Consider the following 20,527-nt stretch of genomic DNA (forward strand, 5'->3'; position numbering starts at 1 on the left):
GCTCAGCAGCACAGCACGGGCACCTCCTGAACGGTGTTGTTCCCGAAGCCGCCCCGGTTCCAGGGCTGTTCGAGCGGCTGGCTGCGCCCGTCGGCGTCCGAGGCGCGGACCAGCAGCGTGTGGCTGCCGGGAGTCGCCGTCCAGGCGGACCGCCACGCCTGCCAGGCCCCGGCGTCCGGCCCCGGCGGCGCCACCTCGGCGTCGGCCCAGCTCAGTCCGCCGTCGGTGCTCACCTCCACCCGCACGACCGGCCCGTATCCGGACCAGGCGCGCCCCTCCAGCGGTACGGGCCCGGGGCGCACGACGCGGGTGCGGGACATGAAGTCGGGGAATCCCGGCGGGATCAGCAGGGCGCGCGGCGCGATCCGGGTGACCGGAGTGCCGGGGTCCTCGGGGTTCTGCCGGTAGCGGTAGGCCACCGTCTGCTGGAAACCGGTGAAGGGGGCGTTGACCAGGGTGATCTCCCTGAGCCACTTCACGTGCGCCATGCCGTACCAGCCGGGGACGACCAGCCGCAGCGGAAACCCGTGCTGGGGCGGCAGGGGCCGGCCGTTCATCGCGTAGGCGATCAGCACGTCCGCGTCGACCGGCAGCGGCAGGCTGCGCCGGTAGTCCTGCTCGACGCCGCGTTCGACGCCGTGGTCGGCGCCGGTGAACACCGCCTCGACCGCATCGGTTCGTACCCCGGCCTCGGCGAGCACGTCCCGCAGCGGTACCCCGGTCCAGTCGGCGGTCCCCACCGCCTCGACCAGCCAGGGCTGGCTGACCGGCCGCGGGGACAGCCGGGCCCGGCCGTTGCCCGCGCACTCCATGGTGACCCGCCGGGTGACGGCCGGCCGGGACCGCAGGTCCGTCAGACCGAGGTCCAGCGGCGTCCGCACCCGCCCCCCGACGCTCACCCGCCAGCCGTCCTCCTCCGCCGCGGGGATGTCGTAGTGCACCAGTACGTAGTGCAGTCCGGCCGGCGTGACCTCGTAGCGCAGCGCCTCCAGGGGCAGTCCGTGGTTGCGCGCTGCCAGCGCCAGCTCGTCCCGGCCGACGCCCTCCCCTGCGCCGGCCACCCGCGCCGGGGTGCTGATCTCGCTCAGCGAAGGCCGCTCCATCTCCCCATGGTGTGCCGAGCCGAGCGCCGCCGCCTGCGGGACGGCGCGTCGCCCGCGTGTCACAAGGCCGGTCCGGGCCCCGATGCGGGATGTTCTCCCCGGTGGGCAATGTCCGTCGAGTGCGGAATGCCGGAATGCCGGAATGCGGGGAGGTGTCCCGATGGGCGCGGGTGACGGGGAGCGGCCGCCTGGCGCCGCGACGCCGGCGGCGGCGGGGAAGAAGGCCGTGCCGCGGCCGAAGCGGGGGGCGCGGCTGCGTACGGCTCTGGATTCCGCCGTCGCCGCCGGGCCTCCGCCGGGCCCGGCGCGTCCCGGGTTCTGGCGCAGCCCGTTGCGGGGGCCCTGGCTGACCGCCGTGTTCGGACTGATCCTGCTGGTGGGGATCACGGTCCTGTTCGTGACGGGGCTGCTGTCGTACATCGCGTACAACCCGGACCTGGCGGCGCTCAACGACCAGACGCCCGACAAGGGGTGGCTCGGCTTCTACCTCTTCGCCTGGCCCACCTCGCCGTACTGGCTCTACCGGCTCACCCAGGGCGTGCACGTCGTCCTGGGAATCGTGCTGGTGCCCGTGCTGCTGGCCAAGCTCTGGTCGGTCATTCCGAAGCTGTTCGAGTGGCCGCCCGTGAGGTCGGCCGGCCACGGCATCGAGCGGCTGTCCCTGCTCCTGCTGGTGGGCGGCGCCGGGTTCGAGTTCGTCACCGGCATCCTCAACGTGCAGCTGCACTACATCTTCCCCGGCTCCTTCTACACCCTGCACTTCTACGGCGCTTGGGTGTTCATCGGCGCCTTCGTGGTGCACGTGACCTTCCGGCTGCCGCGGGCGATCCGTGCCGTACGCGCCGGACACGCCCAGCCCGAGGCCGGCTCCGACGAGGCGGCCGGGCTGGTCTCGCCCCGCCCGGCCGAGCCGACCATCTCCCGCCGGGGGGCGGTGGGCATGGTCGGGCTGGGCTCGCTCGCCCTGCTGGTGGTGACGGCCGGACAGAGCATCGGCGGATGGTGGCGGCAGACGGCGCTGCTGGCCCCGCACGGTCAGGAGCCGGGCTCCGGGCCGAACGGCTTCCAGATCAACAAGACCGCCGCCTCGGTCGGCATCCGGGCGAGCGACATCGGCCCCGCCTGGCGGCTGACCGTACGCGGCGCCGGCCGCCAGGTTGTCCTGACCCGGGAGGAAGTGCTGGCCATGAAGCAGTACGAGGCCGCGCTGCCCATCGCCTGCGTGGAGGGCTGGTCGACGCCCGACCAGCTGTGGAGCGGCGTACGGCTCACCGATCTGGCCGCGCTCGTGGGGCAGGGCAGGGACACTCCCCGGGTGCTGGTGGAATCCGTGCAGCGGGGAGGGTCCTTCAGCTCGGTGGTCCTGCGGGACAACCAGGTCCGTGACCACCGCTCGCTGCTGGCCGTACGCGTCAACGGAGCGGTTCTGTCCCCGGACCACGGCTACCCGGCCCGCGTCATCGTTCCCGGCGCACCCGGCGTCAACAACACCAAATGGGTCACCCGCCTCACCTTCGGAGAGCCGGCGTGATCAGCGCGACCGCCTTCCGCCACCGCTACGGCGCCTCCCCCCTCCACCTGCTGCTCGTGCTCGCCTCCTTCGCGCTCGCCGCCTACGCGGGCGTGCGGCTGCTCAAGGGGGACACCCTGGGCGTGGCCCTGTGGTTCGTCGGGGCGGCGCTCCTGCACGACCTGGTGCTGCTCCCGCTGTACGCGGTGACCGACCGGGCCGCGCAGACCCTGTTCCGGACGAGGACGAGGACGAGGACGGACACGGACACGGGCACGGACGCGGACGCGGGCACGCGCACGGCCACGGCCACGCCGCCTCCGAGGCCGAGCGTCAACTACGTCCGCGTTCCGGCCTTCGTCTCGGGGATTCTGCTCCTGGTCTGGTGGCCGCTGATCCTGCGCCAGGCCGGCGGCTTCACCCTGGCCACCGGGCTCCCTGCAGGGGTGTTCCTGGAACGCTGGCTGCTGATCTCCGCCGCCCTGTTCGGGGCCTCGGCGGTGATCCTCCTCGTACGCCTGTGGCACGGCTCGGCCCCGCGGCGCCGGGCCGCACGGGAGCAGCGGCGGCAAGCGCGCCGCGCCGCGAAGTGACGGTCGCTGGCGGGTCTCCGCAAGGTCCGGCCATCACCCCGTGCCGGCGGACCGCCGCTCCAGCAAGACCTTGAGCTGCGCGAGGTCCTTGCGCTGCGCGCGGCGCATGGCGGCGGTCATGACGGGCGCCGCGACCGACGCGAAGCCGGCCGGCTCGCCGCGGTTGCGCAGGGTCATCCGGGTGCGGTCCGCGTCTTCGCCGCACGGCTCCGAACGGAACGAGACCCGCTCATGACGACCCCCTCGAGTCGGCTCCCAGATGTCTCCCAAGACAGGCCCGTAAACGCAGGAAGGGCCTGACCTGCGATGTAGATCAAGCCCTTTACCTGGTCGTACGAAGATCGGGGTGGCGGGATTTGAACCCACGACTTCTTCGTCCCCGAGGAGCCGACCCAAGATCCTCACCACCCCAAACGACGGTTCCCCCGGCCAGCACCATGGCCTCGGACGGTCTGAGGGGCATGGGGGCCTTCGGGGAGCAGACCGGCTCCCGATAGCCGACGTCGTTACGCCCGTGATCCCTTGCAATACACCTGAATGACCTGGGTGCAGAAGGATTCGGGCTCACACCCAGCGGACGCGTGACCTGACCGATCGAGCCCGAGGACACACCCCGGACCCTATTGGGCCCACTATCCACCTCCATCGTGCGCCGGAGCACGCGCCGGGGGATGGGAGCATCGGCCCCAGATGGCGTCCACGGCGAGGAGCGCGAGCCATACAACTCTCTTGACCGCGCAGGGCAACCGGCCCTGCGCGCGCCGAGAGGAGCGGGCATGTGGCTGTACGACACGCGCTGGCGCGGACTGCTGGAGCTGGCCCCGAAGCAGGAGAAGGCATTCTGCTCGGGTGACGTCCTAGTCCCCGGAGACGAGGAGCTGGGCTACGTCCTGGCCCTCACTGAAGGACTGGTCAACGCAACCGTCACCACAGCCGACGGGCGGGAGCTGCAGCTTGCGTGGCGCAAGCCGCCGTGCGTTCTGGGTGACCTGTCGGCTCTCCGCGGCGGCCGTACGAGCGCCTGGGTGACGGCGGTCACGGATGCGACCGCCGTGCGGATCACGGCTCCTGCTTTCACGGACTACCTCAACGGCCTTGGACTGCCGGGTCAGCTGCTCGCTCAAGTGCTCGACTGGACTTATCGAGAGGATCTCAAGCGGGCACAAGAGCGTGTCCTGCCTCTGCGGAGTCAGCTGGCTGCGTTCCTGCTGACCGTGGCCGGAGAAGTGACCTCCGGACGCCTGGAGGGCTGGGACCAAGACCATCTGGCGGCACTCTTCCACGTATCCGGCCGAACTCTAAGGGACAAGGCTCTACAGCCCCTGGAGCAGGCCGGCGCCGTCGTCCGTAGTCGCTGTCGCGTCACGATCGCGGACGAGAGGGTGTTGCGCCAGGAGATCGCGGGGTTCGGCGTCCGCTGAGGGGACCGGAGGGCAAGCACAGGCAGCCGGTCGCCTGCTGGAAACTCTTCCGCTTGCGGGCGGCGGCCGCCGCGCATCCTCGGATCAGTCGCAGCAGCGCCTGATCCGACGTTTCCCTCGTCAGGAGGACATCCGTGTCCGAACCGCACCTCGTTCCCTGGGGCGAAAGCCGCACGTTGCACCCATACGTCGGTGTCCTCGCCGTCGACGCCAAGGACTTCACCTGCCTCCCGGCCCTCGCACACCCCGATATCAGCCGCCGCATCCCGGAACTCGTCGACCGGGCCTTGCGTGCTGCCGGGCTCGCTGAACTGACAGGCACCAAGCGGTTTCCGACCCACACCGGAGACGGCATCGCCTTTGGTGTGCCCACCGCTCTTCTGCCCTTCGTCGTCTGGCCCTTCATGAACCGGCTGCAGGACGTTCTCGCCGAACACAACGCACGCGCCGACAGCCGCTTCGGCCTCCGGCTCCGTGCAAGCGTGCACGTCGGCCCCCTCCCCGATGCCGGGCACGCCGGCGACGGCGAGGGTACGGCGCGCAACGACACCCACCGGCTTCTGGACTCCGAGCCTGTGAAGGAGGCCCTCGCCCGTTCCAGCGCGGGGGCCACGTTGCTGGCGGCAGTTTTCTCCCAGAGGGTCTACGAGGACGTGATCCTCAGCGGCTTCGCGGGCCTGCACCCCGACCGCTGTACCCGCGTCGAGGCTGCCGTACCAGGCAAGGCTTTCCGGCAGCCGGCCTGGCTCTACGTACCCAGCCCCTCCGGCGACCTTCTGGGGGACGGGCTGCGCCGCTCGGACGGCGCTGCCCCTGCACCCGACGGAGCCCCGGAAGTCGCCCCGAAACCCACCTCCGGAACCCAGCACGTGGGTCACGGAGTCGCGGTCATGGGATCTGTCTCGGGTGGCCTGAGCTACCAGAACGGCCCGGCTCCACAGACGGGACGAGGCGCCACGCCTCCTGCCGATGCGCCCCGGTGACCACGCTCCCGCACCAAGTGGTCGGCCACGGCATCGGCGTCCAGGGCGAAGTCAACGGAGGCATCACGCAGAACACCTTCCACATCGTCGTCGGCCTGGCACCGCCCCAGACCGCCCCCGTTGCGCAGCACCCACCGTCCGGCCCAATCGATTTTTGGCTGGAGGCCCTCATCGCGCTGAGTCGGACCGCCTCCCTGTCCGTTCGGCTTTTCCTACCCCCGCACATGACGAAAGGAGACGACGACACATGGGAATGACCCTGTTCAACTCCCTGGAACGGGAGATCGGCGCGGCAGCCGCTGCTGCCGGCAGCCCCCTCCTGATCACCGCGCCCCTCGCCGGGGGACCAGCATGTCTGACCCCGTGGGCGGCCCGGGACCTGATCCGGCAGCCGCTCGCGGAGGCGGCTGTCGCAGTGTGGCGGGAGGTCGTCCGTGCCGCGAAGGGAGAAGCGGAGGTATCCGGCCGCTGGACGCTGCTCGCGCTGTGGCTGGCCCTGCCGAGGCTGCGTGGCCCCGTCGCGTTCGCCGTGCGCCGGTTCTTCCTGGACACGGCGGACGCCGAGTCGGAGGCGGCGGCCGCGTTCCTGGAAGCACTGGCGGCCGCCGATCCGGAGGACCCCCGGCTGGGCTCTGTGATGGCGGACACGGCGTGCCGTCGGCTCTGGGCGTATGGAGCCCGCGCGCTGCGCGAGGTCCCCGTCGTCGATATCGCGGCGATCGCAGCGGCGCGGACCGCGGACCTGCCCGCTGAGGAGGACCTGCCCGACGAGGCAGGTTGGGACCTCTACGTGGCTCCCCTTGACCGGGAGGACGGCCTCTCCGCGCCGCTGCGTTTCACCCTGTCGTCCAGCGCGGTCGAAGAGGTCCGCCTCACTGCCCTTGCGGACCGGATGGGGCTGAGCGACATCGTGTTCCGGGCTCGGAGGCCCGGTGAGGGCCCGCCGATCGGCACGCTGTCTCTGCGCCCGGTGGGAGTACGACGGTGAGCGCATGGGAACCACGACGGTCGCTGTCTTTCTCAGAGGCCTTCGACCTGCCGCTCTCCGTCGACCTGCGGACGGCCGCTCGAGCCTTCGGAATCTGCTCCGCGACTGCCTACAAGCTCATCCGTCTCGGCAGGTTCCCCTGCCCCGTCCTGAGGGTCGGCCACTGCTACCGCATCCCGACGGCCTTTCTCCTGCGCGCGCTCGGCATTGAGGAGAGGCCCCTGTACGCCGTGCCACTCGAGCAGGACCTGGCCGATCCGTCCAATCACCGCGATGACCGTCCCCGAACGGAGGACCGCGTATGACCACCGTCACGCCCGCCGCAGTCCGCACGACCGAAGACCTGCCAGAACCCCCGCGCACCTGGTCGTGCTTCGTGATCACCCCGATCGGCAACGAGCACGCAGAGCAGGGAAGCCCCGAACGAGAGGCCTACGAGCACTCGTTGCGGATCTTCGAAGAGGTCGTCCTGCCTGCCTGCTCCCGATACGGGGTCACACCGGTCCGCTCGGACGGTATCGCCGAGGCGGGCGAGATTACCGACCAGATCTGCCGCCACGTGCTCCATGACGACCTCGTCATCGCCGATGTGGGCGGCGGCAACCCCAACGTCATGTACGAGCTCGGGCTGCGCCACGCCACAGGCAAGCCGGTCATCCACATCGGCGAACACGGACGGCTGCCGTTCGACATATCGCCGATCAGGACCATCCAGTTCCAGGCCACCACCCGAAGCGGTCTGGTCGATGCCCGGAAGAAGCTCGAAGCCGCCCTGGAGACCGTGCTTCGTGGTGCCTTCGAACCGCTGACGCCGGCCAGGATCCTCCGTGGCCTGCCCACCGGCCAGTTCTCCCCGGCCCGCCTGGGGGAGGACGAGGAAGATGAGGACTCGCCCGGCCTCGTGGAGCACATGGCCGTTGTCGAGGAGCAGATGGAGGCGATGACGGAGGACTTGGACGGTGCCACTGTCGCCCTCCAGCGCATCACCGCTGCCGCCGAGAAGTTCCTCCCGACACTCTGGCAGCCCGATGCTCCCTCCAGCACTCAGCAGGCGATCCTGCACCAGTTCGCGCGGGCGATCGAGGAGCCAGCCGCAGACCTGAAGAGTTGTGCCCAGCGGTTCGCGGACAAGATGGGTTCCCTCGACGCCGCGGTACGGGCGGGTCTCGCTTTTCAGCGGAGCATGTCCTTGCAGGCTTCTGACAATGCCACGGAAGGCCCGGCCGATCTCCTGGAGCAGCTGACAGGGCTGTCAGCGTCGGTCCGGGAAGGTGTCGAGGCCATCACCCTGTTCGAGGCCATGTTCAAGGCTTTCTCCTCGCTCAGCCGTTCCTTGCGGGCCCCGGGACGGGAGATCGGGGCGGCGCTGAGCCTCTTCCGCCGGTCAGCCTCCTACTTCGAGCAGTGGGAGCACTTGGCGCGCACTGAGCAGGGCTGAGTCGCACGGCAGAACCGGAGAAGGGAGTAGAGGGCTGGGCCGTTGATCCGGTCCGGCCCTCTACGCGGCGAAGGTCCTCATGGACGACCACATGGGTCACCTCGATGGGTCGGTCTCCGCCTGTTCGTTGTAGTAGATCGCGGACGTTTTCGGGAGTAGGTGGGAGCCCATTCCGAGGTCGGCTCCCCGATGGCTCCCAAGACAGGCCCGTAAACGCAGGAAGGGCCTGACCCGCGATGCGGATCAAGCCCTTGACCTGGTCTTACGAAGTCGGGGTGGCGGGATTTGAACCCACGACCTCTTCGTCCCGAACGAAGCGCGCTGCCAAGCTGCGCTACACCCCGATCGCCGCCTTGCAGTCTTGCTGCCCTGGCGACATCGATTACTTTAGCGGACCCTTGGCCGGAGACGAAATCCGGTTTTCGCTGGAGGCCCGCGAGCCGGTCACGCCTTCGGGGTCAGTGTCAGAAGGGTCGCCTCCGGGGGGCAGGCGAAACGGACCGGGGTGAAGCGGTTGGTGCCGCAGCCCGCCGAGACGTGGAGGTACGCGCGGTTCCCGGCGGCCTCGTGCGTGGAGAGGCCCTTCACCCGGTCGGTGTCCAGGTCGCAGTTGGTGACGAGCGCCCCGTAGAAGGGGATGCACAGCTGCCCGCCGTGTGTGTGCCCCGCCAGGATCAGCGGGTAGCCGTCCGCCGTGAAGGACTCCAGCGTGCGCAGGTACGGGGCGTGCACCACGGCGACCGAGAAGTCCGCGTCCGCCTCCGGGCCGCCCGCCACCATCTCGTAGCGGTCCCGCTTGATGTGCGGGTCGTCCAGGCCGGTGAAGGCCAGCTCCAGCCCGTCCAGCTTCAGGCGCGCCCGCGTGTTGGTGAGGTTCAGCCAGCCCGCCGCGTCGAAGGCGTCCCGCATCCCCTCCCACGGGTTGTGGACGGCGCCGACGACCGGTTTGTTGCCGTTCAGCCCGTGCCGGCCCTGGGCCTTTTCGAGGAGGTAGCGCGCCGGGTTGCGCAGCTTCGGCCCGTAGTAGTCGTTCGAGCCGAAGACGTACACGCCGGGGAACTCCATCAGCGGCCCGAGCGCGTCGAGTACCTCCGGCACGCCCTCCGTGTCGGAGAGGTTGTCGCCGGTGTTCACGACGAAGTCCGGGCGCAGGCCGGCCAGGGACTGCAGCCACGCGCGCTTCTTGTGCTGGCCGCTGACCATGTGGATGTCCGAGACCTGGAGCACGCGCAGCGGGCGCATCCCCTGGGGCAAAGCCGGCACCGTCACCCGGCGCAGGCGGAATGACCGCGCCTCGAAACCGGCGGCATAGGCCAGACCCGCGGCCCCCACCGCCGCGATTCCGGCGGTGACCTTCAGAGGTACTCCGTAACGCGCACGCATGGCCCCTATGGTCGCAGACCGGCAAAACCAATGGGCGCCACAGGCCCCGCACCTGGCAGAATCAGGTCCATGACCACGCTCAAGGCCAAGCTCCAGGAAGACCTCACCATCGCCATCAAGGCGCGCGACGAGCTCAGCTCGTCCACGCTGCGACTGACCCTTGCCGCCATCACCAAGGAGGAGGTCGCGGGCAAGGAAGCACGCGTGCTCTCCGACGAGGAGGTCCTCAAGGTGATTGCCAAGGAGGCGAAGAAGCGTCGCGAGGCCGCGGAGGCCTTCGCCCAGGGCGGCCGTGCCGAGCAGGCCGCGCGGGAGACCGCGGAGGGCGCGTTCCTCGACACGTACCTGCCCAAGCAGCTCAGCGACGACGAGCTCGTCGCGATCGTGGCGCAGGCGGTCGAGGAGGCCAAGGCGGCGGGTGCCGAGGGGCCGCGGGCCATGGGTGCCGTCATGAAGATCGTGAACCCGAAGGTGGCCGGCCTGGCGGAGGGCGGCCGCGTCGCCGCCGTCGTCAAGCAGCAGCTTTCGTAAGCGAGCGACACGACACATACAGGGGAGGCCCCAGCCGGATCCGGCTGGGGCCTCCCCTGTGTCCGCTGCTTCTACTGGGTGTCGCGGCCGCCGATCCGGCCCGGCTCGACCGGCAGGCCCGGGAACGGGGTGTCCGGGGTGCCGGTTCCGCCCGTCGCGCCCGTGCCGCCGATGACGTCCGTGCCGCCCGTGGTCCCGGCGGTCGTCGTGCCGCCGGGGCGTCCGCCGGGCTTGCCGTCGCCCGGCCTGGGCTTCCCGGGCTTGTTCGGGTTCGGGCTGGGCTTGCCGCCGCCGCTCGGGAGCGCCGCGTCGGCGATGGGCACCGTGGTGAAGGACGGCGCCTCCCGGCCGGCCAGCGCGTCCGAGACCGCGTCCTTCCAGATCGGACCGGGCAGACCGCCACCGAAGACCTTGGGGTAGTACTGCCCGCCGATGGTGATGTTCTCCATCGAGATCTTCTTCGCGCCGCCCGAGCCGACCCACACGGCGGCGGAGATGTTCGGGGTGTAGCCGACGAACCAGGCGTTGTGGCGGGAGTCCGTCGTACCGGTCTTGCCCGCGCTGTCGCGGTCGGTCAGGCCGGCCCGCTCACCGGTACCGGAGTCGACCACCCCGCGCAGCAGGGTGTTGATGGTGTCGGCCGTCGTTTCCGACATGGCGCGCTCGCACTTGGACTTCGGCACCGAGAGCGCCTTGCCGTGCGAGTCGGTGATGGACTCGATGGCGACGGGCGTGCAGTAGACGCCGCGGTTGGCGAAGGTGGCGTACGCGTTGGCCATCGTCAGCGGGGACAGTTCCGCGGAGCCGAGCGCGATGGACGGCGACTCGGGCAGCTTCGTGCCGCTCGCGGGGACCACGCCCAGCTTCTGCGTCATCTCCGTCACGGGGCAGAGGCCGATCTCGCTGATCATCTCGACGAAGTACGTGTTGATCGACTTCTCCATCGCGGTCCTCAGCGCGTAGGGGCCGATCTCGTCCTCGGTCTCGTTCTCCGCCGTCTCGGGCTTACGGGCACTGTTGAGGTACTGCGTGCCGTCGCAGCGGGGGATCGGGGACGGGTACTCCATCTTGTTCGGCGCCTGGTACACCTTCGTCGCCGGCAGGCCCCGCTCCAGCGCGGCGGCCGCGATGAACGGCTTGAACGTCGAACCGACCTGGAAGCCGAAGTTGGATCCGCCCATCCGCTTGTCCACGGAGTAGTTGATCTGGGTCTCGTTCTTTCCGAAGCCGTACGGCTTCGACTGGCCCATCGCCAGCACCCGGCCGGTGCCGGGCTGGACCATGGTCACGGCGGTCGCGACCTTGTCCTCCTGGTAGACGTGTTCCTTGATCGAGGCGTTGGCGCCCCCCTGCGACTGCGGGTCCAAGGTGGTGCGCACCGTCAGACCGCCCTGGTTCCAGACCTTCGCCCGCTCCTCGCGCGTCTTGCCGAACACCGGGTCGGTCAGGAACGAGTTGCGCACGTAGTCGCAGAAGAAGCCCGCGCCCTTGACCGCCGTGATGCAGCCGTTCTTCGGCTTGGTCACCTTCAGCTGGACCGGCTTGGCCTGCGCCTCGTCGGCCTCCGCCTGCGAGATGTCCTTCACGTCGACCATCCGCTGGAGGACGGTGTTGCGGCGCTTCATCGCCTCCTGGGCGTCGTTCACCGGGTCGTACCGGCTCGGCGACTGCACGAGGCCGGCGAGCATCGCCGACTCCCCGAGGGTCAGGTCCTTGGCGGGCTTGCTGAAGTAGCGCTGCGCCGCGGATTCGATTCCGTAGGCCTGCTGACCGAAGTACGTGATGTTGAGGTAGTTCTCGAGGATCTTCTTCTTCCCGAGTTCCTCCTCGACCTGGATCGAGTACTTCAGCTCGCGGACCTTGCGGCCGAGGCTCTTCTCCTGCGCCTCGCGCACCTTCGACTCGTCGTCGCCGGCTTCCTCGACGAAGACGTTCTTCACGTACTGCTGGGTAAGCGTGGACGCGCCCTGCGCGGCGCCGCCTTCCTGCGCGTTGCGGTTGACCGCGCGCAGGATGCCCTTGAGGTCGACCGCGCCGTGCTCGTAGAAACGCGAGTCCTCGATCGCGACGATCGCCTTCTGCATGTACGGGGAGATCGCCGTCAGGGGGACCACCTGACGGTCACGTGAATAGACCGTGGCGATCAAGCCACCCTCGGCGTCGAGAATCGTGGTGCGCTGGCTCAGGGGCGGCGTTTTGAGATTGGCCGGGATCTCATCGAATCCCTCGACCGTGCCCTTGGCCGCGAGTCCCAGGGCGCCTGCGCCCGGGATCGCGATACCGGCCAGCACAACTCCGGAGAGAACGGACACCCCGAGGAACTTGGCGGCCTGCTGTGGCCCCGTGAGCCCGCCGCCCGAGCGCTTCTTTGCCATAGAGGGCAGCCTACGTTCTCATTCGCCGGACACGCGCGAATGCCTTGGCCTAAGCTGTCCCCAACTGTCACAGCAGTGCGGTGCGACATCAACCCCTTGGCTTGATTTTCACCCTTCCCGAATGGGGTGGACTGATGTCCGAATCCCGCCCTTCACTCTGACGGTCTGCCGACCATTCCACCCGGATTGCCGGAATGGTCGGGCATGTCGCCGGATCACTCCGTCGGGTGATCTGCCGCTTACCCATAGTCCGTTCGGGCCATCAAGATTGGGCCCGTCGGGGGTGTTGCACTGTGCCCGCCTTCCGTAACGTCCTCAACTGGCAGCGGTGAATATGCCGCTACCGCCGTGGGGGAGCCTCGATTCGGGAGAGGACGGCGCCGGGATGGGCTGGGTAACCGACTGGAGTGCGCAGGCAGCCTGCCGCACTACCGATCCGGATGAACTGTTCGTTCAAGGAGCGGCACAGAACAGGGCCAAGGCGGTGTGTACCGGATGTCCGGTGCGGACCGAGTGTCTGGCCGACGCGCTCGACAATCGTGTCGAGTTCGGTGTGTGGGGTGGAATGACCGAGCGGGAACGACGCGCGCTGCTGCGCCGCCGTCCCACCGTCACCTCGTGGCGACGGCTGCTCGAGACCGCACGCACGGAGTACGAGCGCAGTACGGGCATCCTCACCGTGGATGTCGATGCGGAGGTTGACGTTCCGTACGAGACGTACGCGGCAGCCGGGTAGATCGACCAGATCGACCCGGACCGCCCCCGCGCGGTCCCGCGTACGGACGCCTCCGCATCCAGAGGCCTGCGTACGAACGCCTACGCTCCGGCCGGAAACCCGGCCGCGAGGCGCTCTCCGATGGCCCGCAGCCCGGCGAGGTCGTGTACATCGCCGGGCAGGGCGGCCACTTCGGCCACCGCCACCTCGGGGTGCAGCGAGGTGAAGCGATCGCGTGTGCGCTGTTCGCGCGCGATCACCTGCATCCGTTCGGCGTGCAGGCGCAGCAGTCCTGCCGTGATCTCGTCCACGTCGGCGTTCGCGTCGGCTTCCGCGTCGGCGTTCACGTTGGCGTTCGCGTCACCGTCGTCACCATCACGAAGTCCAGCTTTCCCGGACTCCTGATCGACAATGCCGCCTTCCTCAAGATTCTCTGCGGCGGCCAACGCCCGCTCCGCCGACAGCTGGTGCGCGTCGCTGCCGTGTACGCGGTTCAGTACGAGCCCCGCCAGGGGCATCTCCTCCGCGGCCAGCCGCTCCACGAAGTACGCCGCCTCGCGCAGGGCGTCCGGCTCGGGCGCCGCGACCACGAGGAAAGCCGTGTCCGGGGCCTTCAGCAGGCGGAAGGTCGCGTCCGCGCGGGTGCGGAAGCCGCCGAACATGGTGTCCATCGCGGCCACGAAGGTCTGTACGTCCTTCAGCAGCGAGGCGCCCATCAGCTTGCTCAGCGTGCCGGTCATCATCGACATGCCGACATTGAGGAACTTCATCCCCGCCCAGCCGCCCACCTTCGCCGGCGCCATCAGCACGCGGATGAACTTCCCGTCCAGGAAGGACCCGAGGCGCTTGGGCGCGTCCAGGAAGTCCAGCGCGGACCGGCTCGGCGGCGTGTCCACGACGATCAGGTCCCAGTCGTCCCTGGCCCGCAGCTGCCCCAGCTTCTCCATGGCCATGTACTCCTGCGTGCCCGCGAAGCCGGCCGACAGGGACTGGTAGAAGGGGTTGGCGAGGATGGCCTGGGCCCGCTCGGCGTCCGCGTGGCCCTCGACGATCTCGTCGAAGGTCCGCTTCATGTCCAGCATCATGGCGTGCAGTTCGCCGCCGTCCACGCCCTTGACCCTGCGGGGCGTGTTGTCCAGCGAGTCGATCCCCATGGACTGGGCGAGCCGCCGCGCCGGGTCGATGGTGAGCACCACCACCTTCCGCCCGCGCTCGGCCGCCCGTACGCCCAGGGCCGCGGCGGTGGTGGTCTTACCGACCCCGCCCGCGCCGCAGCACACGATGATCCGGGTCTTCGGGTCGTCCAGCAGCCGGTCGACCGCCAGCCGCGGCGGGGTGTCCATGCTGCTCCCGCTCCCGGTCACGCTCCTGCTCCCGCTCTCGCTTCCGGTCACGCCTCGCTCGGTCATTCGTCGCCCGCCTGCTTCCGCAGTTCCGTCGCCAGCTCGTACAGCCCGGCCAGGTCCATCCCCGCGCCGAGCAGCGGGAGTTCGTACGTCGGCACGTCCAGCCCCTCCAGTACGGTGCGCTGCGCGCGCTCCAGCTCCACCCGGCTCGCGTGCTCGGCGGCCTGCGTGATCAGCGGGTCCACCAGCCGCTCCGCCAGGCCCCCGCGCCGCGCGCCGCCCAGGCCCGCCCGGGACAGCGCCCGGGCCACCTCGGCGCGGCGCTCGCCGGCCGCGGCGCGCAGGGCGTCCTCGTCGAGGTGGTGCGGCCGCACCATGTTGACCACGACCCGTCCCACGGGCAGCCCGGCCTCCTGGAGCTCCGCGATCCCGTCGGCGGTCTCCTGTACGGGCATCTCCTCCAGCAGGGTGACCAGGTGGACGGCCGTCTCAGGGGACTTGAGCACCTTCATGACGGCCTGCGCCTGGTTGTGGATCGGCCCGAACCGGGCGAGCCCGGCCACCTCGTCGTTGACGTTGAGGAAGCGGGTGATCCGCCCGGTCGGCGGGGCGTCCATGATCACGTGGTCGTAGGCGAACCGGCCGGCCTTGTCCTTGCGCCGCACCGCCTCGCACGCCTTGCCGGTCAGGAGCACGTCCCGCAGCCCTGGCGCGATGGTCGTCGCGAAGTCGATCGCGCCGAGCTTCTTGAGTGCGCGGCCGGCCGAGCCGAGCTTGTAGAACATCTGGAGGTAGTCGAGGAGCGCCCGTTCGGCGTCGATGGCGAGTGCGTAGACCTCGCCGCCCCCGCCGGGCGCGACCGCGATCTTCCGCTCTTCGTACGGGAGTGCCTCAGCCCCGAAGAGCTGTGCGATCCCTTGTCTCCCCTCGACTTCCACGAGAAGAGTCCGCCTGCCCTCGCGTGCGAGGGCGAGCGCGAGTGCCGCGGCGACCGTGGTCTTGCCGGTGCCGCCCTTGCCGCTGACCACCTGGAGCCTGCTCACAGCGACCGAGCCTAACGAGTCGTCCCTCGGGCCGCGCATGAGCCCCACACGACAGGCACTACCCTCGCTCCCATGACCAAGAAGTTCGAATATGCGACGGTCCCGCTGCTGGTCCACGCCACCAAGCAGATCCTGGACACCTGGGGCGAGGACGGCTGGGAGCTCGTCCAGGTCGTGCCCGGCCCGAACAACCCCGAGCAGCTCGTGGCGTACCTCAAGCGGGAGAAGGCATGAGCGCCGTAGAGGCGAAGCTGGCCGAGCTCGGCCTCACCCTGCCGGAGGTTGTCCCGCCGCTGGCCGCGTACCAGCCGGCCGTGCGGTCGGGCGCGTACGTGTTCACCGCGGGCCAGCTCCCGATGGTCAAGGGCAGCATGCCGGTCACCGGCAAGGTCGGCGCCGAGGTCTCGGCGGAGCAGGCCAAGGAGCTGGCCGCGATCTGCGCGCTGAACGCCCTGGCCGCGGTGAAGTCCGTCGTGGGTGACCTCGACAAGATCGCCCGCGTCGTGAAGGTCGTCGGCTTCGTCGCCTCGGCCCCTGACTTCACCGCCCAGCCGGGCGTGCTGAACGGTGCGAGCGAGCTGCTGGGCGAGGTCCTCGGCGACAAGGGCGTCCACGCCCGCAGCGCGGTCGGCGTGGCGGTCCTCCCGCTGGACGCCCCGGTCGAGGTCGAGATCCAGGTCGAGCTGGTCGAGGGCGCCTGACCTTCGCCTGACCTTCGCAGGGGCCGGACCGGTCCACCGGGCGCGCCGCCACTGCCGGGGCGCTGCCCCTGGGCCCTCGCGCCTCGAACGCCGGCGGGGCTGGATCCTCCGGCCCGGCCAGCGTTCGCGCGCGGGCCCGGGCGGAGTCCGGTTCCGCGGAGGGGGCGGGGCGGGGGAACAGCCCCCCGCATCGGCCCATTGGCGGCTTGGCCGCATGCCTGTCGGCGGCTTCTCCGCTGGGTCTGATTGGCGGCTTGGCCGCTGGGCCTGTCGGCGGCTTCGCCGCTGGGCTCGGCGGCTTCGCCGCAGGGGGCTCTCGAACATCGGGCCGGATGGCCGTAGCATCCCGCCATGCCGAATGGTCAGCACAGCCAGCCGCCGAAGCCCGCCGCCACCCCCGGCGGGCAGTGGTACCCCCCGGAGTGGCCTGACCGTATTCGCGCGCTCGCGGACGGCTCTCTCACCCCCGTCCTCCCCAAACGCGCGGCCACGGTGATGCTGCTCCGCGACACACCCGCCGGGCCCGCCGTGCACATGCTGCGCCGCCGCACCTCCATGGCCTTCGCCGGCGGCGCGTACGCCTACCCCGGCGGCGGTGTCGACCCCCGCGACGAGGAGCACCTCATCGGCTGGGCCGGTCCGACCCGGGACGACTGGGCGGCACGCCTCGGCACGGACCCCCGTACCGCCCAGGCCATCGTCTGCGGAGCCGTCCGCGAGACCTTCGAGGAGGCCGGCGTACTCCTCGCGGGCGAGACCCCGGACACCGTCGTCGGCGACACCACCGCCGACGACTGGGAGGCCGACCGCCAGGCCCTCGTGGGCCGTGAGCTGTCGTTCGCCGAGTTCCTGGACCGCCGCGGCCTGCTCCTGCGCTCCGACCTGCTCGGAGCGTGGGCCCGCTGGATCACCCCCGAGTTCGAGCCGCGCCGCTACGACACCTGGTTCTTCGTCGCCGCCCTCCCGGAGGGCCAGCGCACCCGCAACGCCTCCACCGAGGCCGACCGGACCGTCTGGATCCGCCCGGCGGACGCCGCGGACGGCTACGACAAGGGCGAGCTGCTGATGATGCCGCCCACCATCTCCACCCTGCGCTCCCTGGAGCCCTACGAGAGGGCCGCCGACGCCCTCGCCGGGGCCGTTGCCCAGGACCTCACTCCCGTCCTCGCCCAGGCCGCGCTGGAGGGCGGGGAAGTGGTGCTCAGCTGGCCGGGCCACGACGAATTCACCAAGCGCGTCCGCCTGGGAGGCCCCGCATGACCAACGCCGCCGCACTCCCCGGCCAGCCGCGCGGAATGGTCACCTCCGGGCCCGCCACCGCCCGCGCGGTCAACATCCTGGCCCCCAACGCCTCCGCCATGACCCTGGACGGCACCAACACCTGGCTGGTCTCGGAGCCCGGGTCCACCGAAGCCGTCGTCATCGACCCCGGCCCGCTGGACGACGTACATCTGCGCGCGGTGATCGCCACCGCCGAGGAGGCGGGCAAGCGGGTCGCCCTGACCCTCCTCACCCACGGCCACCCCGACCACGCCGAGGGCGCCGCCCGCTTCGCCGAGCTCACCCGCACCAACGTCCGCGCCCTCGACCCCGCCCTGCGCCTCGGCGACGAGGGCCTGGCCGCCGGGGACGTGATCCGCACCGGGGGCCTGGAGCTGCGCGTGGTCCCGACCCCCGGCCACACCTCCGACTCGCTCTGCTTCCACCTGCCCGCCGACCGGGCCGTCCTCACCGGCGACACCATCCTCGGCCGCGGCACCACCGTCGTCGCCCACCCCGACGGCCGCCTCGGCGACTACCTGGACTCCCTGCGCCGCCTGCGCTCCCTCACCGTTGACGACGGGGTCCACACGGTCCTCCCCGGCCACGGGCCGGTCCTGGAGGACGCCCAGGGCGTCGTCGAGTACTACCTCGCCCACCGCGCCCACCGGCTCGCCCAGGTCGAGACCGCGGTCGAGAACGGCTTCACCACCCCTGCGGCCGTCGTCGCCCAGGTCTACGCGGACGTGGACCGCTCCCTGTGGCCGGCCGCGGAATGGTCCGTCCGCGCCCAGCTGGAGTACCTTCAAGATCACGGACTGATCCCGGGGGGTCCCGAATGAACACGCTGTTCCTGCTGCTCGCGCTGATCGCCACGACCGGCTGGATCACCTCGACGGTCGCCCTGCGCCTGAAGGCCCTGGAGCGCAGGGCGGACGGGCTGGAACGCCGCCTGGGACTGGTCCTGGACCACTTCGGCATCGAGGAGCCGGAGCCGGCCGGGCTGGACGACGTACGGGCCCTGGTCCGCGACGGCCGCACGGTCGAGGCCATCCGCGACTACCGCCGGCTCACGGGCGCGGGCCTGGCCGAGGCCAAGCAGGCGGTCGAGGCGCTGTCCGTCTAGCTCTAGCGGGACCCGGCGGGCCTGGCGAGACCCGGCGGCCCAGGGGATGTCCGGCGGGCCTAGCGGGACGTCTTGGTCCCGTGCTCGGCCGTGTACTCGTCCGCGAGCCACGGCCCGAGGTCCTCGGTGTACTCGCGCAGTACGGCCGGGTCCGCGGCCGGATCCAGCGCCACGGCGGCCGCGGCCCGCATTTGCGCCGCGCGCTCGGGGTAGTACCGGCCGAAGATCTCCGCGGACTCGGCGAGGTCGCTCGTCCAGCCGCCCCACTTCGGCATGACCAGCGTGAACCCGGTGCGCACCAGGTGCCGCGAGAAGGCGCGGCTCAGCTTCCGGTACTCGTCGGGCGTCGAAGCCGCCTGCGCCCTGGCCCGCCATCTGGGGAGTACGTCGGCCAGGGTGCCGTTGGTCTCCCGGGCGAGCAGGCTGTCCGGGCGGTACCGGGGCAGGTGCTCGGCCAGGTCCGCGCCGAGCAGCGGGGTGCAGAGGCAGGCGAGGAACCAGCCCAGGTCGAAACGTTCCTGCTCGCTCAGCAGGGCGTCCTTGCCGTACAGCAGGATGCCGACTCCGTCGATCTCCGGGAAGTCCTCGTCGAGCCCGCGCGCCAGCACCTCGGCGATGTCGCGGTCCTCGTCGGCGGGCTCGTGGTGCAGGGCGAGCAGCAGGTCGAGGTCGGACCGCCCGGGCCGGGCCGTGCCGCGGGGTACGGACCCGTACAGGTAGGCGCTGTGCAGCCGCCGCCCGTGCGCCTCGGCGATCCGGCTCCGCGCGGCGCCGACCACGCTCGCGAACTCGGCCTGGACCCGCCCGAGGGACCCCTCCCGCTCGAAGTAGCCGTACGCGTCGAGTCCGCTGTGCTCCATGCCCCCACTGTGCTCCATGCCTCCACTGTGCCGTTCCCCCGGCCGGGGCTGAAGGCCGAACGCCTGCCGCTGCCCCGTTTCCCCTGCGGGTCTCCGTCGCGCCTCGACCACAGGCCGGCGGCCGGCGGTTCGGGGGTTCGGCCAGGAAACGCGAAGGGGCCCCGCCCAGGTGGGCAGGACCCCGTCACAGAGCCAAGGGCCGTCAGGCCGAGGCCACGGCCGGCGTCAGCGGGACCGCTTCGCCAGTCGCTCCACGTCCAGCAGGATCACCGCGCGGGCCTCCAGCCGGAGCCACCCGCGGCCCGCGAAGTCGGCGAGGGCCTTGTTCACCGTCTCGCGCGACGCGCCGACGAGCTGGGCCAGCTCCTCCTGCGTGAGGTCGTGCACGACGTGGATGCCCTCTTCCGACTGCACACCGAACCGGCGCGACAGGTCCAGCAGTGCCCGGGCGACACGCCCCGGCACATCGGAGAAGACCAGGTCGGACATCTGGTCGTTGGTCTTGCGCAGGCGCCGGGCCACCGCGCGCAGCAGCGCGGTCGCGACCTCGGGCCGGGCGTTGAGCCAGGGCTGGAGGTCGCCGTGGCCGAGGCCGAGCAGCTTGACCTCGGTCAGCGCCGTGGCCGTGGCGGTGCGCGGACCCGGGTCGAACAGCGACAGCTCGCCGATCAGCTCGCCGGGGCCGAGGACGGCCAGCATGTTCTCGCGGCCGTCGGGGGAGGTGCGGTGCAGCTTCACCTTGCCCTCGGTCACGACATACAGCCGGTCACCGGGGTCGCCCTCGTGGAACAGGGCGTCACCGCGTGCGAGGGTCACCTCGCCCATGGAGGCGCGGAGCTCCGCGGCCTGCTCGTCATCGAGCGCCGCGAAGAGCGGGGCGCGCCGCAGAACGTCGTCCACGAGTCTCTCTCCTATGTCGACCAGCTCCAGGGGACCGTGCTCCCCATTTTGCCGGACGGCTCAAACAGTGCGATCAATCACAAGGATGCCGGACGTACGGGTGTGCTGTGCGGCGAGAGGCCAATCGGGGTGGTGTTACCTGAGGTCCGGGCCGCGTGTCAGTGCCCGGCCTTAGGCTGGTCGGGTGTCCAACAAGCCGGTGAGAGCACAGGCCAAGGGGTCCGCAGGAGTGACGGCGGCCCATAATTCAG

At 70.7% G+C, this 20,527-nt stretch carries 22 protein-coding genes and 1 tRNA gene; 14 read left to right on the forward strand and 9 right to left on the reverse strand.

What is annotated here, in order from left to right; all coding sequences use genetic code 11:
- Positions 1-2 precede the first annotated feature (2 nt).
- Positions 3-1,103: a sulfite oxidase gene (locus tag J7I97_RS14040; protein WP_214934625.1), complete on the reverse strand. Its 1,101-nt coding sequence runs from the start codon at positions 1,101-1,103 to the stop codon at positions 3-5.
- Positions 1,104-1,263: 160 nt separating this feature from the next.
- Here J7I97_RS14040 and J7I97_RS14045 point away from each other — a divergent pair, with 160 nt between their 5' ends.
- Together J7I97_RS14045 and J7I97_RS14050 are read left to right on the forward strand one after the other, a co-directional pair.
- Complete coding sequence (locus J7I97_RS14045) at positions 1,264-2,634, forward strand: molybdopterin-dependent oxidoreductase (RefSeq protein ID WP_214934629.1); 1,371 nt, start codon at positions 1,264-1,266, stop codon at positions 2,632-2,634.
- Positions 2,598-3,206 carry a hypothetical protein gene (locus J7I97_RS14050; protein ID WP_214934632.1) on the forward strand — a complete coding sequence of 203 codons (609 nt, stop codon included), beginning with the start codon at positions 2,598-2,600 and terminating at the stop codon, positions 3,204-3,206. Before J7I97_RS14045 ends, J7I97_RS14050 begins: the two co-directional genes overlap by 37 nt.
- Before the next feature lie 33 nt (positions 3,207-3,239).
- On the opposite strand, the gene J7I97_RS14055 is transcribed toward J7I97_RS14050, so the two are convergent.
- Positions 3,240-3,383, reverse strand: coding sequence for a hypothetical protein (locus J7I97_RS14055; protein ID WP_214934634.1), 144 nt, complete (start codon positions 3,381-3,383; stop codon positions 3,240-3,242).
- A gap of 599 nt (positions 3,384-3,982) precedes the next feature.
- Between J7I97_RS14055 and J7I97_RS14060 the strand changes: the two genes are divergently transcribed.
- The 5 genes from J7I97_RS14060 (at position 3,983) to J7I97_RS14080 (ending at position 8,036) form a co-directional block, all read left to right on the forward strand.
- Complete coding sequence (locus J7I97_RS14060) at positions 3,983-4,627, forward strand: Crp/Fnr family transcriptional regulator (RefSeq protein ID WP_214934637.1); 645 nt, start codon at positions 3,983-3,985, stop codon at positions 4,625-4,627.
- 134 nt (positions 4,628-4,761) lie between these two features.
- Positions 4,762-5,610 carry a hypothetical protein gene (locus J7I97_RS14065; protein WP_214934640.1) on the forward strand — a complete coding sequence of 283 codons (849 nt, stop codon included), beginning with the start codon at positions 4,762-4,764 and terminating at the stop codon, positions 5,608-5,610.
- A 247-nt stretch (positions 5,611-5,857) separates the two neighbouring features.
- Complete coding sequence (locus J7I97_RS14070) at positions 5,858-6,598, forward strand: hypothetical protein (RefSeq protein WP_214934643.1); 741 nt, start codon at positions 5,858-5,860, stop codon at positions 6,596-6,598.
- The gene (locus tag J7I97_RS14075) at positions 6,595-6,903 is read left to right on the forward strand and encodes a DNA-binding protein (RefSeq protein ID WP_308369139.1); all 309 of its coding nucleotides are present in this window, start codon (positions 6,595-6,597) and stop codon (positions 6,901-6,903) included. Before J7I97_RS14070 ends, J7I97_RS14075 begins: the two co-directional genes overlap by 4 nt.
- Positions 6,900-8,036 carry a hypothetical protein gene (locus J7I97_RS14080; RefSeq protein WP_214934645.1) on the forward strand — a complete coding sequence of 379 codons (1,137 nt, stop codon included), beginning with the start codon at positions 6,900-6,902 and terminating at the stop codon, positions 8,034-8,036. The genes J7I97_RS14075 and J7I97_RS14080 overlap by 4 nt, the downstream gene beginning before the upstream one ends.
- 270 nt (positions 8,037-8,306) lie before the next feature.
- On the opposite strand, the gene J7I97_RS14085 is transcribed toward J7I97_RS14080, so the two are convergent.
- Both J7I97_RS14085 and J7I97_RS14090 read right to left on the reverse strand, forming a co-directional pair.
- Positions 8,307-8,380 (reverse strand) — tRNA-Pro (locus J7I97_RS14085).
- Positions 8,381-8,480: 100 nt separating this feature from the next.
- A complete protein-coding gene (locus J7I97_RS14090) occupies positions 8,481-9,419 on the reverse strand; it encodes a metallophosphoesterase (protein WP_214934648.1) in 939 nt (312 codons plus the stop codon).
- A gap of 69 nt (positions 9,420-9,488) precedes the next feature.
- On the opposite strand from J7I97_RS14090, the gene J7I97_RS14095 reads away from it, so the two are divergent.
- Positions 9,489-9,950, forward strand: a complete 462-nt coding sequence (locus tag J7I97_RS14095) for a GatB/YqeY domain-containing protein (protein WP_214934651.1) — start codon at positions 9,489-9,491, stop codon at positions 9,948-9,950.
- Positions 9,951-10,021: 71 nt separating this feature from the next.
- On the opposite strand, the gene J7I97_RS14100 is transcribed toward J7I97_RS14095, so the two are convergent.
- Positions 10,022-12,325, reverse strand: a complete 2,304-nt coding sequence (locus J7I97_RS14100; RefSeq protein ID WP_214934654.1) for a transglycosylase domain-containing protein — start codon at positions 12,323-12,325, stop codon at positions 10,022-10,024.
- A 385-nt stretch (positions 12,326-12,710) separates the two neighbouring features.
- Between J7I97_RS14100 and J7I97_RS14105 the strand changes: the two genes are divergently transcribed.
- Positions 12,711-13,061, forward strand: coding sequence for a WhiB family transcriptional regulator (locus J7I97_RS14105; protein ID WP_214934658.1), 351 nt, complete (start codon positions 12,711-12,713; stop codon positions 13,059-13,061).
- Between the two features lie 80 nt (positions 13,062-13,141).
- On the opposite strand, the gene J7I97_RS14110 is transcribed toward J7I97_RS14105, so the two are convergent.
- Both J7I97_RS14110 and J7I97_RS14115 read right to left on the reverse strand, forming a co-directional pair.
- Positions 13,142-14,383 carry an ArsA family ATPase gene (locus tag J7I97_RS14110; protein WP_251058791.1) on the reverse strand — a complete coding sequence of 414 codons (1,242 nt, stop codon included), beginning with the start codon at positions 14,381-14,383 and terminating at the stop codon, positions 13,142-13,144.
- A gap of 62 nt (positions 14,384-14,445) precedes the next feature.
- Positions 14,446-15,429, reverse strand: a complete 984-nt coding sequence (locus tag J7I97_RS14115) for an ArsA-related P-loop ATPase (RefSeq protein ID WP_214934665.1) — start codon at positions 15,427-15,429, stop codon at positions 14,446-14,448.
- Between the two features lie 72 nt (positions 15,430-15,501).
- On the opposite strand from J7I97_RS14115, the gene J7I97_RS14120 reads away from it, so the two are divergent.
- The 5 genes from J7I97_RS14120 to J7I97_RS14140 all read left to right on the forward strand — a co-directional run bounded on the left by J7I97_RS14120 (position 15,502) and on the right by J7I97_RS14140 (position 18,516).
- The gene (locus J7I97_RS14120; RefSeq protein WP_007264966.1) at positions 15,502-15,663 is read left to right on the forward strand and encodes a DUF4177 domain-containing protein; all 162 of its coding nucleotides are present in this window, start codon (positions 15,502-15,504) and stop codon (positions 15,661-15,663) included.
- Positions 15,660-16,130, forward strand: a complete 471-nt coding sequence (locus J7I97_RS14125) for a RidA family protein (protein WP_214934668.1) — start codon at positions 15,660-15,662, stop codon at positions 16,128-16,130. Before J7I97_RS14120 ends, J7I97_RS14125 begins: the two co-directional genes overlap by 4 nt.
- Before the next feature lie 351 nt (positions 16,131-16,481).
- Positions 16,482-17,390: an NUDIX hydrolase gene (locus tag J7I97_RS14130; RefSeq protein ID WP_214934671.1), complete on the forward strand. Its 909-nt coding sequence runs from the start codon at positions 16,482-16,484 to the stop codon at positions 17,388-17,390.
- The gene (locus tag J7I97_RS14135) at positions 17,387-18,232 is read left to right on the forward strand and encodes an MBL fold metallo-hydrolase (RefSeq protein WP_214934673.1); all 846 of its coding nucleotides are present in this window, start codon (positions 17,387-17,389) and stop codon (positions 18,230-18,232) included. Before J7I97_RS14130 ends, J7I97_RS14135 begins: the two co-directional genes overlap by 4 nt.
- Complete coding sequence (locus J7I97_RS14140) at positions 18,229-18,516, forward strand: hypothetical protein (protein WP_214934675.1); 288 nt, start codon at positions 18,229-18,231, stop codon at positions 18,514-18,516. The genes J7I97_RS14135 and J7I97_RS14140 overlap by 4 nt, the downstream gene beginning before the upstream one ends.
- Positions 18,517-18,575: 59 nt before the next feature.
- Here the strand turns inward: J7I97_RS14140 and J7I97_RS14145 are convergent, their stop codons facing one another.
- Together J7I97_RS14145 and J7I97_RS14150 are read right to left on the reverse strand one after the other, a co-directional pair.
- On the reverse strand, positions 18,576-19,394 hold the full coding sequence (locus J7I97_RS14145) for a nucleotidyltransferase domain-containing protein (RefSeq protein ID WP_374195470.1): 819 nt from the start codon (positions 19,392-19,394) through the stop codon (positions 18,576-18,578).
- 207 nt (positions 19,395-19,601) lie between these two features.
- Positions 19,602-20,276: a Crp/Fnr family transcriptional regulator gene (locus tag J7I97_RS14150; protein WP_003981529.1), complete on the reverse strand. Its 675-nt coding sequence runs from the start codon at positions 20,274-20,276 to the stop codon at positions 19,602-19,604.
- Positions 20,277-20,527: the final 251 nt, after the last annotated feature.

It is taken from the genome of Streptomyces sp. ISL-87 (assembly GCF_018614095.1).
Classification (GTDB): domain Bacteria; phylum Actinomycetota; class Actinomycetes; order Streptomycetales; family Streptomycetaceae; genus Streptomyces.

Bases quoted from the DNA above. Each gene is read 5' to 3' on its own strand.
- J7I97_RS14040 (WP_214934625.1), bottom strand. From the start codon at position 1,103: ATGGAGCGGCCTTCGCTGAGCGAGATCAGCACCCCGGCGCGGGTGGCC.
- J7I97_RS14045 (WP_214934629.1), top strand. From the start codon at position 1,264: ATGGGCGCGGGTGACGGGGAGCGGCCGCCTGGCGCCGCGACGCCGGCG.
- J7I97_RS14050 (WP_214934632.1), top strand. From the start codon at position 2,598: ATGGGTCACCCGCCTCACCTTCGGAGAGCCGGCGTGATCAGCGCGACC.
- J7I97_RS14055 (WP_214934634.1), bottom strand. From the start codon at position 3,383: ATGACCCTGCGCAACCGCGGCGAGCCGGCCGGCTTCGCGTCGGTCGCG.
- J7I97_RS14060 (WP_214934637.1), top strand. From the start codon at position 3,983: ATGTGGCTGTACGACACGCGCTGGCGCGGACTGCTGGAGCTGGCCCCG.
- J7I97_RS14070 (WP_214934643.1), top strand. From the start codon at position 5,858: ATGGGAATGACCCTGTTCAACTCCCTGGAACGGGAGATCGGCGCGGCA.
- J7I97_RS14080 (WP_214934645.1), top strand. From the start codon at position 6,900: ATGACCACCGTCACGCCCGCCGCAGTCCGCACGACCGAAGACCTGCCA.
- J7I97_RS14090 (WP_214934648.1), bottom strand. From the start codon at position 9,419: ATGCGTGCGCGTTACGGAGTACCTCTGAAGGTCACCGCCGGAATCGCG.
- J7I97_RS14095 (WP_214934651.1), top strand. From the start codon at position 9,489: ATGACCACGCTCAAGGCCAAGCTCCAGGAAGACCTCACCATCGCCATC.
- J7I97_RS14100 (WP_214934654.1), bottom strand. From the start codon at position 12,325: ATGGCAAAGAAGCGCTCGGGCGGCGGGCTCACGGGGCCACAGCAGGCC.
- J7I97_RS14105 (WP_214934658.1), top strand. From the start codon at position 12,711: ATGGGCTGGGTAACCGACTGGAGTGCGCAGGCAGCCTGCCGCACTACC.
- J7I97_RS14110 (WP_251058791.1), bottom strand. From the start codon at position 14,383: ATGGACACCCCGCCGCGGCTGGCGGTCGACCGGCTGCTGGACGACCCG.
- J7I97_RS14120 (WP_007264966.1), top strand. From the start codon at position 15,502: ATGACCAAGAAGTTCGAATATGCGACGGTCCCGCTGCTGGTCCACGCC.
- J7I97_RS14125 (WP_214934668.1), top strand. From the start codon at position 15,660: ATGAGCGCCGTAGAGGCGAAGCTGGCCGAGCTCGGCCTCACCCTGCCG.
- J7I97_RS14130 (WP_214934671.1), top strand. From the start codon at position 16,482: ATGCCGAATGGTCAGCACAGCCAGCCGCCGAAGCCCGCCGCCACCCCC.
- J7I97_RS14135 (WP_214934673.1), top strand. From the start codon at position 17,387: ATGACCAACGCCGCCGCACTCCCCGGCCAGCCGCGCGGAATGGTCACC.
- J7I97_RS14140 (WP_214934675.1), top strand. From the start codon at position 18,229: ATGAACACGCTGTTCCTGCTGCTCGCGCTGATCGCCACGACCGGCTGG.
- J7I97_RS14145 (WP_374195470.1), bottom strand. From the start codon at position 19,394: ATGGAGCACAGTGGGGGCATGGAGCACAGCGGACTCGACGCGTACGGC.